Origin of the sequence: Serinicoccus kebangsaanensis (genome assembly GCF_008919445.1) — a bacterium.
Classification (GTDB): Bacteria; Actinomycetota; Actinomycetes; order Actinomycetales; family Dermatophilaceae; genus Ornithinicoccus; species Ornithinicoccus kebangsaanensis.
In genome coordinates, this window is record NZ_VSLG01000014.1 from 81,138 (window position 1) to 95,343 (window position 14,206).

10 protein-coding genes are annotated in these 14,206 nt (G+C 74.9%); 5 read left to right on the forward strand and 5 right to left on the reverse strand.

Annotation, left to right across the window (positions count from 1 at the left end):
- Positions 1-58 precede the first annotated feature (58 nt).
- A complete protein-coding gene (locus FXF60_RS13740; RefSeq protein WP_151526544.1) occupies positions 59-997 on the forward strand; it encodes a hydroxymethylglutaryl-CoA lyase in 939 nt (312 codons plus the stop codon).
- A 55-nt stretch (positions 998-1,052) separates the two neighbouring features.
- Complete coding sequence (locus FXF60_RS13745) at positions 1,053-1,787, forward strand: GOLPH3/VPS74 family protein (RefSeq protein WP_151526545.1); 735 nt, start codon at positions 1,053-1,055, stop codon at positions 1,785-1,787.
- A 90-nt stretch (positions 1,788-1,877) separates the two neighbouring features.
- Here FXF60_RS13745 and FXF60_RS13750 read toward each other — a convergent pair whose 3' ends face one another.
- Both FXF60_RS13750 and FXF60_RS13755 read right to left on the reverse strand, forming a co-directional pair.
- Positions 1,878-3,380, reverse strand: a complete 1,503-nt coding sequence (locus FXF60_RS13750) for an ABC transporter permease (protein WP_151526546.1) — start codon at positions 3,378-3,380, stop codon at positions 1,878-1,880.
- Positions 3,377-4,264 carry an ABC transporter ATP-binding protein gene (locus tag FXF60_RS13755; protein WP_151526547.1) on the reverse strand — a complete coding sequence of 296 codons (888 nt, stop codon included), beginning with the start codon at positions 4,262-4,264 and terminating at the stop codon, positions 3,377-3,379. Before FXF60_RS13755 ends, FXF60_RS13750 begins: the two co-directional genes overlap by 4 nt.
- A 103-nt stretch (positions 4,265-4,367) precedes the next feature.
- On the opposite strand from FXF60_RS13755, the gene FXF60_RS13760 reads away from it, so the two are divergent.
- Together FXF60_RS13760 and FXF60_RS13765 are read left to right on the forward strand one after the other, a co-directional pair.
- On the forward strand, positions 4,368-4,832 hold the full coding sequence (locus FXF60_RS13760) for an NUDIX domain-containing protein (RefSeq protein WP_202879643.1): 465 nt from the start codon (positions 4,368-4,370) through the stop codon (positions 4,830-4,832).
- Positions 4,833-5,043: 211 nt separating this feature from the next.
- Positions 5,044-7,026 (forward strand): M13 family metallopeptidase, encoded by a 1,983-nt coding sequence (locus FXF60_RS13765; RefSeq protein WP_151526549.1) that lies wholly within the window; start codon positions 5,044-5,046, stop codon positions 7,024-7,026.
- 193 nt (positions 7,027-7,219) lie between these two features.
- On the opposite strand, the gene FXF60_RS16955 is transcribed toward FXF60_RS13765, so the two are convergent.
- Positions 7,220-9,451: a helicase-associated domain-containing protein gene (locus tag FXF60_RS16955; protein WP_151526550.1), complete on the reverse strand. Its 2,232-nt coding sequence runs from the start codon at positions 9,449-9,451 to the stop codon at positions 7,220-7,222.
- Positions 9,444-10,943: a gluconokinase gene (locus FXF60_RS13775; RefSeq protein ID WP_151526551.1), complete on the reverse strand. Its 1,500-nt coding sequence runs from the start codon at positions 10,941-10,943 to the stop codon at positions 9,444-9,446. The genes FXF60_RS16955 and FXF60_RS13775 overlap by 8 nt, the downstream gene beginning before the upstream one ends.
- 77 nt (positions 10,944-11,020) lie before the next feature.
- Between FXF60_RS13775 and menD the strand changes: the two genes are divergently transcribed.
- On the forward strand, positions 11,021-12,769 hold the full coding sequence (menD, locus tag FXF60_RS13780) for a 2-succinyl-5-enolpyruvyl-6-hydroxy-3-cyclohexene-1-carboxylic-acid synthase (protein ID WP_151526552.1): 1,749 nt from the start codon (positions 11,021-11,023) through the stop codon (positions 12,767-12,769).
- A gap of 25 nt (positions 12,770-12,794) precedes the next feature.
- Here the strand turns inward: menD and FXF60_RS13785 are convergent, their stop codons facing one another.
- On the reverse strand, positions 12,795-14,111 hold the full coding sequence (locus tag FXF60_RS13785; RefSeq protein ID WP_192796749.1) for a GNAT family N-acetyltransferase: 1,317 nt from the start codon (positions 14,109-14,111) through the stop codon (positions 12,795-12,797).
- Positions 14,112-14,206: the final 95 nt, after the last annotated feature.

A 14,206-nucleotide genomic window follows, 5' to 3' on the forward strand; every position in this document is an offset into this window, starting at 1 on the left:
TGTGGTTGATCGGCGTCGGGTATGCCGCTGCCGTCGGGGCATCTGAGAGGCTGGCGGGATGAGCCGAGCCCTGCCGATGACCGAGCCGCTGCCCGGACAGCCTGAGCGGGTCACGATCTACGAGGTCGGCCCGCGCGACGGCCTGCAGAACGAGAAGGCGGTCGTGCCCGTCGAGGTCAAGGCGGAGTTCGTCCGGCGGTTGCTGGCGGCAGGTCTCCAGACGGTCGAGCTCACCAGCTTCGTGCCGCAGAGGTGGGTGCCCCAGCTCGGCGATGCCGAGGAGCTGCTGGACCTGCTGGGGGATGACGGCCTGGGCCAGCAGCGCCCGGTGCTCGTGCCCAACGAGCGTGGGCTGGACCGCGCGCTGGAGCGCGGGGTCACCTCGATCGCGATCTTCGGCAGCGCCACCGAGACCTTCGCGGAGCGCAACCTCAACCGCTCGGTCGAGGAGTCGGTCCAGATGTTCGCCCCCGTCGTCAAGCGTTCCCTCGACGCCGGGGCGTGGGTCCGGGCCTACGTCTCGATGTGCTTCGGCGACCCGTGGGAGGGGCCGGTGCCGATCCCGCAGGTCGTCGACGTGTGCTCGCGGCTGATGGACCTGGGCTGCGACCAGCTCTCGATCGGCGACACCATCGGGGTGGGGACGCCGGGGCACGTCAACCGGCTGATGGACGCCCTGGACGAGGCAGGCATCGGGGCGGAGCAGACCGCGGTGCACTTCCACGACACCTACGGCCAGGCCCTGGCCAACACCATGACGGCCATCGGCCGGGGGGTCCGGGTCGTGGACGCCTCGACCGGCGGGCTGGGCGGATGCCCCTATGCCAAGTCGGCCACCGGCAACCTCGCGACCGAGGACCTGGTCTGGGCGCTCGACGGCCTCGGCATCGAGCACGGTGCCGACCTGGACCGGCTGGTCGGGACGAGCACGTGGATGGCTGAGCAGCTCGGTCGGCCCGCGCCCTCGCGGGTGGTCCGGGCCCTGGCGGGGAGCTGAGCCTCGGGCCGGCTGGTCGGACCCGCGGCCTGAGCCCGCGCCCTACGATGGGCCGATGCTGCTGGCGGAGGAACTCGTCCTGCTGCTGCTCGACGACAGGAGGGGCACCTGGCTGGTCCGCAGGCCCGCGGTCCGCGGGGCGGTGCGGGTGGCTCTCGTGGTCGAGCTGCTGGCCCGGCGCCGACTCTCGCTGCACGACGACGGGGTGCTGGTCGCGGGGCTGAGCGGCACCACCGGCGGCGACCGGATCCTCGAGCAGGTCGCGCAGCAGGTCGTCGGTCAGCGACCCGCCGAGCTCAGGCGCCCCCGCCGCGGCGAGGTCGAGGAGCTCCTCGCCCGGCTGCGCGACGCGGGTGTCCTGCGGCGGGCCTGGCTGAACCGCACCCGGCACCTCCCGCGCGACGGGCACCCCGAGGCCCGCGTCCAGGCGCGGCTGCGGGAGGCGCTCGGCGTGGACCTGCGGCCGGACCGGCATACCGCGCTGCTCGTGGCCCTCGTCTTCGAGCTCGGGCTGCTGCGCACCCTCTTGCCGGACGAGGACGGGCTGACCCTCGATCACCGTGCCGCGATCATCGTCGAGGCGCTGCGCACCGACCTGCACTACTTCCCGACCACACTCGAGGAGGAGGCGCGGGAGCGGCTCGAGGGCCGGGACGTCGCCGAGGGCGTGGGGGACGCCATCACCGGGGTGGGCGACGCGCTGGAGTTCCTCGAGGTCGTGGTGGGGGCGACCAAGCTGCTCAGCCTCCCGGTGCGTGCCCTGGTCCGGGTGCTCGGGGAGCTGCCCTGAGAGGTATGCCTGTGCACACGCTCGTGACCCGGGCGTGGCTGGGGCGACGCTCGTGTCCCGAGACAGTGCACGGGCATACCTCGCGCGCGCTCAGAGGCCCGTGATGTCCCGCCGCCGGTAGCCCACCGCACCCGCGGCGACCAGCAGGACCGCCACCGCCAGGGTCACCAGCACCGCAGTCCAGTCCATGCCCTCCACCGGCAGCTGGGGGAGCGCGGCCCACGGGGTCAGCCGGGTCAGCCACTCCGGCAGGTCCAGCGCGGTGCCGACCCACGCCATGAACAGGCTCCACCCCACGACCACCCAGGCCACCCAGCCCAGCCGTGGAGCCCAGCCGTGCACCAGCACGGCGATCCCGAGCGCGACCAGACCACCGGGGGCCAGGGCCAGCGCAGCACCGGCGGTCTCGGCGACGATCGACCAGTCGCCCACCGAGCGCGACTGGTTGAGCGCGAGGACGGCGCCCACCACCGCGAGCAGCAGCACGGGCACGAGCGCGGCGATGGCCAGGTGGCTGCCCAGGAGCCGTCGCCGCGACAGGGCCGTGGACAGGACCAGCTCGGCGTGCCCCCGCTCCTCCTGCTCGCGCAGCCGCCCGAAGAGGCTGACGGCGAGCACCGCCATGACGACCGACACGATGGACAGCATCGCCACGAAGAACGCCTCGACCAGCCGCTCGGCGCCGCCTCCCATCCGCTCGAAGATGATCCGCAGCTGGGGCACCTCCTCCAGCATCTCGCCGAAGCTGGTCGACAGCGACCCCATGGCCAGTGCGAACAGCAGCATCCCGATGCTCCAGCCCACGACCTGGCCACGGTGCAGCCGCCACGCCAGCCCCGAGGCGTCGCGCAGGCGCTCCGGCGCGGTGGCGCGCCCGCGACGGGCGGCCCACAACCCGGCCCCGTGGTCCCGGCCGGCCTCCAGCGCGACGGCACCGACCACGAGCAGCAGGGTCGCGGCCGCGGGCAGTGCGAGCACCCACCAGCGCTCGTCGGCATACGGGCGGGCCAGCGCCATCCACTGCACCGGCGACGCCCAGGCCAGGCGAGCCGTGGCGCCCTCGCCGGAACCGTCGGCGACCGCGCGGAGGGTGTATGCCGCGGCCAGGGTCCACAGGCCGAGCGCGTTCGCGGTCCGCGCCGAGGCGGTGAGCTGGGCGGCCACGGCGCCGATGCCGAGGAAGGTCGCGCCGACCAGCGCCAGCCCGCCACCGAAGGCCACCGACCCGGCCGCCGGCGCCCCGACCACGATCATCGCCACGGCCACCAGCACCCCGAGGGCCGCGCAGGCGGCGAGCCCGACGACCAGCCCCGCGACGAGCGGCACGTGCCGTGCCACCGCGCCGGAGCGCAGCAGCTCGATCCGACCGTCCTCCTCCTGCGCGCGGGTGGACCGGACGATGCCGAGGACACCCATGATGCCGGTCATCGTGGTGATGAGCAGGTCGGCGTTCGCCGGGTCGATGATCTGCTCGTAGGCGGCGGCCGTCGCCGGGACGACAAGGGTCAGGGCCAGCACCCAGGCGAGGTAGAACCAGCGGCTGCGCCGGGCCGCGAGCCGGACCAGCTCGCCCAGCCCGGTCGCGCCGTTCATGCCGACTCGTCGTAGTGCCGCAGGAAGAGCTCCTCCAGGGTCGGTGGGGTGGAGGTGATCGCGCGGATGCCGAGGGCCGAGAGGCGGGACATGACCGGTCCCAGCTCGGTGTCGTCGACCTGGCAGGTCAGGCGGTGGCCCTCGATCTGCGCGTCGTGGACGCCGGGAGCGCTCGCCAGCGCCTCCGGCACCGGCGCGGCGAGCTCGGCCACGACCGAGGTGCGGGTGAGGTGGCGCAGCTCGGCCAGCGTGCCGGACTCCACGATCTGCCCGGCGCGGATGATCGACACGCGGTCGCACAGGTGCTCGACCTCGGACAGGATGTGGCTCGACAGCAGCACCGTCCGCCCACGGTCCCGCTCGCCGGAGATGACGGCGCGGAACTGCGCCTCCATGAGCGGGTCCAGCCCGCTGGTGGGCTCGTCCAGCAGCAGCAGCTCGACGTCGGAGGCGAGCGCCGCGACGAGGGCCACCTTCTGCCGGTTGCCCTTGGAGTAGGTCGTGCCCTTCTTCGTCGGGTCGAGGTCGAAGCGCTCCAGCAGCTGCGCCCTGCGGGTCGTGTCGATGCCTCCGCGCAGGCGCCCCAGCAGGTCGATCACCTCGCCCCCGGTGAGGCCCGGCCAGAGCGCCACGTCACCGGGTACGTAGGCGAGCCGGCGGTGCAAGGTCGGCGCCTCGCCCCACGGGTCGCCGCCGAGCATCCGGACGGTCCCGGAGTCGGCGCGCAGCAGCCCGAGCAGCAGCCTGATCGTGGTCGACTTGCCGGACCCGTTGGGCCCCAGGAAGCCGTGCACCTCGCCGTGCGCGACCGACATCGTGAGCTGGTCCAGCGCCGTGGTGGCGCCGAACCGCTTGGTGACCTCGACGAGCTCGATGGCGTCCACAGCAGGGAGGCTACTCGCGTCCGATGCGGCTCGTGCCGGTCGCGACCGGTGGGGCGGGCGGGTGAGGCCGCGGGCCGGTCGGGCGCCGACTACATTTGGTGAGGTGAGCGAGGTCACAGAGGGCGGCGCGAGCGCCAGCGACTACCTGCCGCCCGCGGACATCCGGGTGCTCAGCCTGGCGCTGATCCGGCACCCGTCGACCGCCGCGCTCTTCGTGACGGAGTATGTCGACCCCGCCCGGGACGAGACGCTGCACCGGCCGGCGGGTGGTGGCATCGAGTTCGGTGAGACCTCCGAGCAGGCGCTGCGGCGCGAGTTCCGCGAGGAGTTCGACACCGAGCTCGAGGTGGGGGAGCGGCTCGGGGTGCTGGAGAACATCTTCGTCTTCAACGGCCGACCCGGCCACGAGTACATCGTCGTCCACGAGGCCAGCTTCCTCGACCCGGTGATGCTCGGCCACGGTCCCTTCCCGGTGCTCGACGCCCCGACCGACGTCGGGCTGTGGCGCCCCGCGACCGGCGCCGACCTGCCCCGGCTCGTCCCGGACTCCCTCGCCGACCTGCTCTGAGGCATACCGGCGACGATCCGTCCCGCGACACGCCCGGCCCGGACCGGCTCATCCACGCACGTGCACGCCTGGGCCGTTCTGGCCGGGCGCGTCGTCGGCCCGGGCATGCACGAGATCGCTGCCGCCGGGTATGCCGAGGGCCCCCCGCACCTGACGTGGCGGCAAGGCTGCTGGCTGAGAGCGGCGGGACGGCACGGCATACCGTGGCCCCATGAAGTCAGGGATCGACCGTTCCATCATGAACACCGACGTCCGGCCGCAGGACGACCTCTTCGCGCACGTCAACGGCGGCTGGCTCGCGACCGCGCAGATCCCGGAGGACCGCTCGCGCTACGGCTCGTTCGACATCCTGCGGGAGAACGCCGAGGCCGCCGTGCGCGAGCTGATCGAGAGCGCCGCCGAGCGCCAGCCGACGCTGGACAGCGCTGCCGGCAAGGTGGGTGCGCTCTACGCCAGCTTCATGGACACCGAGCAGGTGCAGCAGGTCGGCCTGAGCCCGCTGGTCGAGCCGCTCACCGAGGTCGCCCGCGCCAGCGACCCCTCGGCCATCGCCGCGCTCTCCGCGCGACTGCAGCGCGAGGGGGTCGACGGCCTGGCCCACGTCTTCGTCACCGCCGACGCCGGCAACCCGGAGAGCTACATCGCCTACCTGCACCAGGGCGGCATCGGGCTGCCCGACGAGGCCTACTACACCGACGACGAGCACGCCGCCGTCCGTGACGCCTACCGCGCCTACCTGGGCACCCTGCTGGACCTCGCTGGCCCCGCGCTGACCGAGGCCGGCCTCGACGCGGCCCTCGGCGGCGACGTCGTGACGCGCGTGTATGCCCTGGAGGAGCGGATCGCGGCCGCCCACTGGGACCGGGTCGCGGCCCGGGACGCGGTGAAGAGCTACACCCGGTTGAGCCGGGCCGAGCTGGCCGAGGCCACCCCGGGGTGGGACTGGGACGCCTGGGTCGACGGGATCGGTGCCCCGGCCGGCGCGATGGACGCGGTCGTCGCCCGGCAGCCCGACGTGCTCGCGGCGGTCGGCCAGGCGCTGCAGGAGGTGCCGGTCGCCGACTGGCAGGCCTGGCTCGCGGTGCGCGTCGTCGACTCGCTCGCGCCCTACCTCACCGACGAGCTGGTCGAGGCGCACTTCGACTTCCACGGCCGCACCCTGTCGGGCACGCCGGCCAACAAGGAGCGCTGGAAGCGGGGCGTGGGCCTGGTGGAGGCGCTGCTCGGGGAGGCCGCCGGAGAGCTCTACGTCGAGGCGCACTTCCCGCCCGCCGCCCGCGAGCGGATGGCCGAGCTGGTGGCGAACGTCACCGAGGCCTTCCGGCAGCGCATCGGTGAGCTGGAGTGGATGGGGGCGGAGACCCGGGAGCGGGCCCTGGACAAGCTCGCGGCCTTTCGGCCCAAGATCGGCCACCCGGCGACCTTCCGCGACTACACGGCATACCAGCTCGACGCCGGCGACCTGGTCGGCAACGTGCGCCGGGGCGCGGCCTTCGAGACCGATCGCGAGCTGGCCAAGGTCGGTGGGCCGATCGACGAGGACGAGTGGCTGATGACCCCGCAGACGGTCAACGCCTACTACCACCCCATGCTCAACGAGATCGTCTTCCCCGCGGCCATCCTGCAGCCGCCGTTCTTCGACGTGGACGCCGACGACGCGGCCAACTACGGCGGCATCGGCGCGGTCATCGCGCACGAGATCGGGCACGGCTTCGACGACCAGGGGAGCAGGTATGCCGGTGACGGCTCGCTCACCGACTGGTGGACCGAGAGCGACCGGGAGGCCTTCGACGCCCGCAGCCAGCAGCTCATCGACCAGTTCGGGACGCTGTCCCCGCGGGACATTGCGGGGGAGAGCTCCACGGTCAACGGCGGCCTCACCGTCGGGGAGAACATCGGCGACCTGTGTGGCCTGGAGCTGGCGCACCTCGCCTACCAGATCGCCACCGACGGCGCGGCCCCCGAGGTGGACGGCTGGAGCGGCGACCAGCGGTTCTTCCTCGGGTGGGGCTCGGTGTGGCGGACCGTGGCCCGCGAGGAGGAGGCCCGGCGGCTGCTGTCCATCGACCCGCACGCGCCCGCCGACCTGCGGGCCAACACGGTCCGCAACGTCGACGCCTTCCACGAGGCCTTCGGCACCCAGGAGGGCGACGACCTCTGGCTCGAGCCGCAGGACCGGGTCCGCATCTTCTAAGGGCGGCTCCGACCCGTTGACCGCGACCGGCTGACCGGTTCCGCCGCATCATCTGACCCCGTCCACCGCTTTTCGACTACGGCTTTGCTCGCCATGGCGAGCAAAGCAGTAGTCGAATTCCGGCAGGGAGGGGTCACGGGGAGGGCAAGCTGGGCCAGACGCCATCGCCGGGCGGGCGGGGCCGCGTCCGGGGTCAGTCCGCCGGGCGCACCCGGGTGATCCGGTGCAGCGAGAAGGTGCGGCTGACGTCCGCGTCGCCGACGCTCGCACGGACCCGGCCACCCTCCACCGCGACCGGTCGCACCAGCAAGGTGCTCACCCCGCCGGCGTCGTCGGCATACCCGATCCACAGCGCCTGGGCGTCGGCCGCGGCCTCCCGCACGGCGGCGGCCACCACCACCGGGTCGGTGATCCCCTCACCGCCGGCCGTGGCGCTCGACTCGCCGCGGCGCATCACCCCGACCACCTGTCGGGCCACCACCTCGTCCACGCCGCTCACCCGCACCGCCGGGGCCGCGGGACGGGGCGCCCGGTGCCGGCTCGCCGGGGCCAGCTCCAGACCGCCGTCCCCGCCGTCGGCGACCGGGCCGTACTGCTCCTCGCGGAGCAGGTCGAGCACCGTCGGCGCCGGGACCGGGGAGACGAGCACCGTCGAGGCGATGCGGCGCCACTGCAGCATGCCGAGGGCCCGGTCGCGCTCGATCCGGTCCAGCAGGGCCGCGTCGTCGCAGCGCAGGTAGGCGGCGCACGCCCCGACCCGCGCCGCCCCGTGCCTGCGGGCGACGTCGCGCACGAGGTAGTCCAGCGGTTGCGGGATCCCGGTCCGCGAGACCCGCCCCAACTCCTCCAGCACCCGGTCCGCGGTCCAGCCGAGGTCCAGGGCGCGCCGCACGCTCTCCTCGCTGAACCGGTGCACCGTCGCGCCACCACGGGACTCCACGTCGCTCACCAGGCGCAGCAGCGAGCGCGCCGCCCCGTCCAGCCTCCCCGGGGCGATCGCGGTCAGGTCCGCCTGCAGCAGCACATGGTCCACGGCGGGAGCCACGAGCGGAGCCATGAGGTCCGCGGCGTCCGGGGTGCCCTCGACGACCGCACGCCCGGGGCCGGACAGGGCACCGCGGCCGGTGACGCCGGCCCACTCAGCCTCGCGCAGCACGGTTGCCGACGAGGCGCCAGCGCCCTCGCCCTGCCGTGCGGACCGCAGCGGGTGCCGCCACCGCAGCAGCTCCCCGAGCGACTCGTCGGTGCCGACCGCCCCCGCCGGGAGGGTGGCCAGGGCGCGCAGCGTGTCGTGCCGCCGCTGCCGCCCGAGGGGGTGCGACGTCGCCGTCGACAGCACGTTGACCCTGCCGCCCTCGGCCGTCCCCACCAGCTCGGGCGCCGCGGAGGTCGACCACCAGGCCGCCGCGAGCGCGGCCCAGCGGGCTCCCGCCTCGTCCTCCAGCCAGTCGTCGGCGGCCACGGTGGGCGCCCAGACGGTGGGCTGCTCGCTGCGGCGGCCGCCGTCGTCGACGGCCAGCAGGCCCGCGCTGTGCGCGACCTCCAGCAGCCACGCGGTCTCCTCGGTGCTGGTCTCCAGGTGGCTCGCGAGCCGGGTCAGGTCCCGCACCGCCACGCCACCCGAGCGCAGCACGCGGGGTGGCTGGGTGCCCCACTCGTCGAGGATCTCGGTGACCAGGACGATCAGCTCGCCCGCCCGACCGCCGGCCGCGGCGTCCACGACGTCGGGGTCCAGCCGCGCGTGCTCCACCGCCGGGGGAGCGGTCGCGGTATGCCGGTGCAGCCGGCCCCCGCGCAGCGCCAGGGCCACCTCCCGCGGCAGCACGACGTGCCCCTCGTCCTCGCGCTCCAGCAGGCCGGCCTCGACCAGCTCGGTCGCCGCTCGCGCGACCGGGGAGGCCGCACCGCCCGCCGGAGCGAGGGCCACGGCCCCGCGCGCCGGCCCCCAGGTCAGCGCGTCGAGCAGCCCGCGATGCCGTCGCCCGAGCCCGTCGAGGGCCGTCCGCAGGTCGCGGCCGACCGGCACGCGCTCCCCGACCGGGCCGAGGCCCGCGGGGACGCCCACGACGTCCGCGACCGCCCGCCCCGGGCGCATACCCTCCGGCGAGCGCCAGCACAGGGCGAGGTGACGCAGGTGCCCGGTCAGCCCGTCGGCGGTCCGCTCGTCCGTGCCGAGCAGCGCGGCCACGTCCGCAGCGGCGGCGGGGGACGCGACCAGCAGCGCCTCCAACGCCTGCAGGTGCGCCAGGTCGAGCCCGTCCAGGGCACGCTGCACGCTGGCCCGGGTCGTGGCGCGGGCGGCCAGGGCGGTGACGTCCGCCGGCGCGGGACGGGCGAGGTCGGGGCGGTCCTGGAGCAGGGCCGCGAGCTCGTCGTCGCTGCGCGAGCGCAGGTCGTCCGCGAGCGACCGCGCGCCCTCACTCAAAGAGGGCCTCGTAGACCTGCTGGAAGCGGCCGAAGCGCTCCGTGTAGTAGGGCCGCCGGGCGTAGTCGGGCGTGAGGGTCGTCCCGCGCTCCGGCTTGGCGCGGCGCACGTCCGGCGCCAGGCTCTCCAGGGCCAGCAGGGCCGTGCCGTGCAGCGTGGACCGACGGAGGGTGACCGGCGTGACCGGGGTGCGCATCGCGTCCGCCATGATCTGCATCAGCTCGGGCCGGTCCGCGGCGACCCCGCCGCCGGCGTAGAGCTTCTCCGGCTGGGGCGCGACCTCGCGCAGCTGGCTGCCGATCCGGGCGTAGGACAGGGCGATGCCCTCGAGCACGCCGCGGTAGACCTCGGCCGGCGCGGACGCGGCGGTGACCCCCACCATGACCGCGCGGGCGTCCGAGGCCCACCCGGTGCTGCGCTCGCCGGTGAAGAAGGGCAGCACCAGCGGCGTGGTCTCGTGCGGCTCGGCGGTGAGCGCCTCCGACAGCGCCTCGGGGCCGACCTGGTCCACGGCCAGGGTGACGTCGGCCCAGGCCAGCGCCCGGCCCACGTCGTTCAGGGCGCCACCGATGAGCGCCCGGTCGTGCGAGACGCGGTAGCACCACAGGCCCGGGGGCAGCGTCTCGGGCATCTCGCGCACCAGCACCCGCACCGCGCCGGAGGTGGCGCAGGAGGCGCCGATGGCGGTCTCGTCGTGCGCCCCGAGGCCCACGTTGGCGGCGAGCCCGTCGGTGATCGGGGCATACCACTGCGCCTGGGCCAGCGCCGGCCACTCGTCCGCGATCCGCGCCGCGTGCTCCTGCGCCACCTCGACCGGTTGGTCGAGGTGGTGGATCGGCGGCAGCTGGTCCAGGTCGATGCCGCTGATCTCGGCCAGCTCGGGATACCAGTCCGCGGTGTGCCGGTCCACCAGCCCGGTCCACGACGCGGTCGAGGTGCCGGTCGCGACGGTGCCGGTGAGGTCCCGCATGAGGTAGTCGCCGAGGGAGAGGAAGGTGGCGGCCCGCTTCATCACGTCGGGGCGCTCGTCGGCGAGCCAGCGGAGCCGCGCCGGCCAGTAGCTCGAGTGGACCCGGGTGCCGGTGCGCTGCTGCAGGTTCTCCTCGGACAGCTCATCCCGCAGCTCGAGGACCTGTCGCCCGCAGCGGGCGTCGGCATACGTGAAGCACGGCGTCAGCGCCGCGCCCTCGGCGTCCACCACGACCAGGGACGAGGCGAAGGTGTCCAGCGCCACCCCGGCGATCTCCTCGCTCTTCAGCGAGGACAGCAGCTCGGCGATGATGCTGCGCACCTCGTCGACGAGCTGGTCCGGGTCGATCTCGGACGTGCCGTCGGCGGCGACGGTGAAGGTGTGCGGCACCTTGGCGCGTTTGCCCACGGGCCGGCCGTGCGCGTCGTAGATCATCCCCCGGCTGGCGGTGGAGCCCACGTCGACCGCAAGGACCAACGGTGCGATGGCGTCCTTGCGCTCGATGTCGAAGTTCGAGGCCATGAGCCCCAACTCTAGGCCGGATCGGGCCGAACCGAGGCATCGGTCCGCGGCGGCCCGGCTCGTGGCACGATCGGCACGTGCATCCCTCGACCGCGCTCGCCACCGTCCTGGTCGACGAGCTGGTGCGAGCAGGGGTGCGGGACGCAGTCCTGGCGCCCGGCTCGCGCTCGGCCCCGTTGGCGTATGCGCTGCAGGCCGCCGACCGGGCGGGCCGGCTGCGGCTGCACGTGCGCGTGGACGAGCGGTCGGCGGGGTTCCTCGCCCTCGGGCTGGCCCGGGGGAGCGGCCGACCGGTCCCCGTCGTCACCACCTCGGGCACCGCTGTCGCGAACCTCCACCCGGCCGTCCTCGAGGCGCACCACAGCGGCATACCCCTCGTGGTGCTGTCCGCCGACCGCCCGGCGGAGCTGCGCGGCACCGGCGCCAACCAGACCACCGTCCAGCCCGGGATCTTCGCGGGCGCGGTGCGCTGGGAGGGCGACCTGCCCGCGCCCGAGTCCGTCTCCGACGCCGCGGCGGCGCACTGGCGGTCGAGCGTATGCCGGGCGCTAGGCGCCGCGACCGGGGGCGCCGATCCGTGCGCCGGGGGCCCGGTGCAGCTCAACGTCGCCTTCCGTGACCCGCTCGCCCCCGACCTGCGCAGCGACGTCGCCGCGCCGCAGGGGCGACCCGGCGGGGCGCCGTGGACGGTGGTGGCACCGCCGGCGCCGGCGGGTGCGGAGCCGGTGGCCGCGGGGGAGCGGACCGTGGTGCTGCTGGGAGACCTGCCCGACCCGGAGCACACCCGGCGTGCCCTGCGCTGGGCGGATGCGGCGGGGTGGCCGGTGCTGGCCGAACCCTTCGGCGTGCTGCCGTCCGGGCCGGGCGTGGTCCCGCACGGGGTGCTGGTCGCGGGTCGGGTGGCCAGCGGCGGGGCGGACGAGCTGCTGCCCGACCGGGTCCTCACGGTGGGACGGCTGACGCTCTTCCGCGAGCTCGGTGCCCTGGGGCGGCTGCCGGGGGTGGCGGTCGAGCACGTCACCGGACGGCCGACGTGGACCGACCCGGCGCACGTGGTGAGCCGGGTGCATCCGCTGGGGACCCTGGAGCTGCCGCCGGCGAGGCATCCGAGTGCGCAGGAGTGGACGAGGGCGTGGGTCGAGGCCGGTCAGCGGCTCTCGGCGACGGTGCGGGAGGCGATCTCGACCGGCCCGGTGACCGGTCCGGGCGCGGCGCGCGTCGTCGTCGGCTCGCTCGGGGCGGACGACCTGCTCGTCCTGGGGTCGTCCAACCCGCCGCGGGACCTGGCGCTCGCCCTGGACGGCACCCAGCAGGCGGTCCGGGTGATCGCCAACCGCGGGCTGGCGGGCATCGACGGCATGGTCTCGACCGCGGTCGGTGCCGCGCTCGCGACCGGTGCGCCGACGACCGCCCTCATCGGCGACCTCACCCTCCTGCACGACGCGGGCGGGCTGGTCATCGGACCGGGGGAGCCGCGGCCGGACCTGACGATCGTGGTCGTCAACGACGACGGGGGAGGCATCTTCTCCACGCTGGAGTACGGCGACCCGGCCCGGTCGGGCACCCCGGAGACGGCGGCCGCGACCGAGCGGGTCTTCGGGACCCCGCACGGCACCGACCTGGCGGCCCTGTGCGCCGCGCACGGGGTGGCCCACCGGCGTGCCGACTCGGCCGACGCCCTGCGCGAGGCGCTGGGCGAGCCGCCCGACGGCATACGCGTGGTCGAGGTGCCGGTCGACCGGGCCGGCCACCGTCGCCTGCGCGACGCCCTCGCCTCCCTGGGCGGGGACGCTGCGTCACATCCGTCGTCCGAGCAACCGATGTGACCCACCGTTCCTGCACCAGGGTGGCTCAGAAGCCGATCGCCGGCACCGGCTCCCGGTCCGCCCGCATGGCGCGCGACAGCGCGCGCACGGCGCCCGGTGCCCGCTCGGTCACGCCGAGGGTGCTCACCTGGGAGAGCAGCGTCCGCCCGCTGAGGTATGCCGCGCCCAGGGCAGCGACTGGCGTCACCACGTCCGGCTCGGCCCCGGTGCCGCTGACCTCGGCGCGACCGTCGCCGTCGATCTGCAGCCGCCACCGCCCGCTGTTCCACGGGCATACCTCGTCGGTCACCTCGAGCACGAGGTCCACCGGGGCGCCGCAGGCGTAGCCGCGCTCGGCCAGGGCGCGCGGCACGTCGACCAGCCGGATCCACAGGGCGTCGAAGAGCTGCATCCCGCCGCCGCGAGGGCCTCCGCTCCACCACGCCACCGGGTCGTCCACCGGGCGCGACCAGAAGGTGGTCCTGGCGGTCAGGTCGAGGTCGACCAGGCGCCGCGCCAGCGCCAGCAGCGTCGCGTCGTCCCGTGCCCCCAGCTCGGCGACGCTGACCTCACCGGCCGGCGACCCGGCCTCCCACCTGCTCTCCCGGCGGAAGACGGCATACCCGCTGACCTGACCGTCCCGTCGCGCCAGCAGCAGCCGCTGCGGCTCCTTGCTGCCCCGTGCCTTCGGGTGGTCGGTGAACGCGAACCAGCGCTGCGCCAGGGCCTCCGGCCGCGTCACCGTCCCCAGGGTGGTCCCGGCGCAGGCGAGGTGGGCCTCGTGGAGCACGGCGAGCGCCGGCTCGCCGTCCAGGGTCACCACGTGGGTCGTGACCGCGTCCGCCTCGGCCGCGAGCGCCGCCGGGGCCTTCAGCTCGGTGCCCCGGCCCAGCGTGAGCTTCGCCTCGACGCTGGCGCAGCCGTAGCCGAAGCGGCCGTAGATCGCGGACTCGGAGGCGTGCAGGCCGGCCACCGCGCACTCGCCCCGGTCATGCACCCGGTGCAGGTGGTCGGTCATCATCGCCCGCAGCACGCCCCGACGCCGGGCGTCCGGGTGCACGCTGACGAAGGTCAGCCCGTCCATCGGCACCCGCTGCAGCTCACCCGCCGGACCCGGCGCGGTCAGCCCCATGTCGAAGGCGCTGTAGAAGGCCATGAGGGGGGTGGCGGCACCCTCGGCCTCCCCCGGCAGCGGGCCACCCGCGCGGACGGCGCCGCGTGCGTGGCGCAGGTCGACCTCGTCGTCCAGGTCCTGCAGGGACTTGCCGGGGGTCACGCTGAACCACACGGTCTCGGTCAGGTCCCGGACCCGCGCCAGGTCCTCGGAGGTCAGGTCGATGAAGGTCACGTCGGTGGTGGACACCGGGACAGTCTTCACCATCTAGATACCCCAGGCGGCTAAGAAGTCAAGCGGCGGGTGCTTGGCGGTGGGCCCAGGCGGTGTGTTCGTCGTAGGTG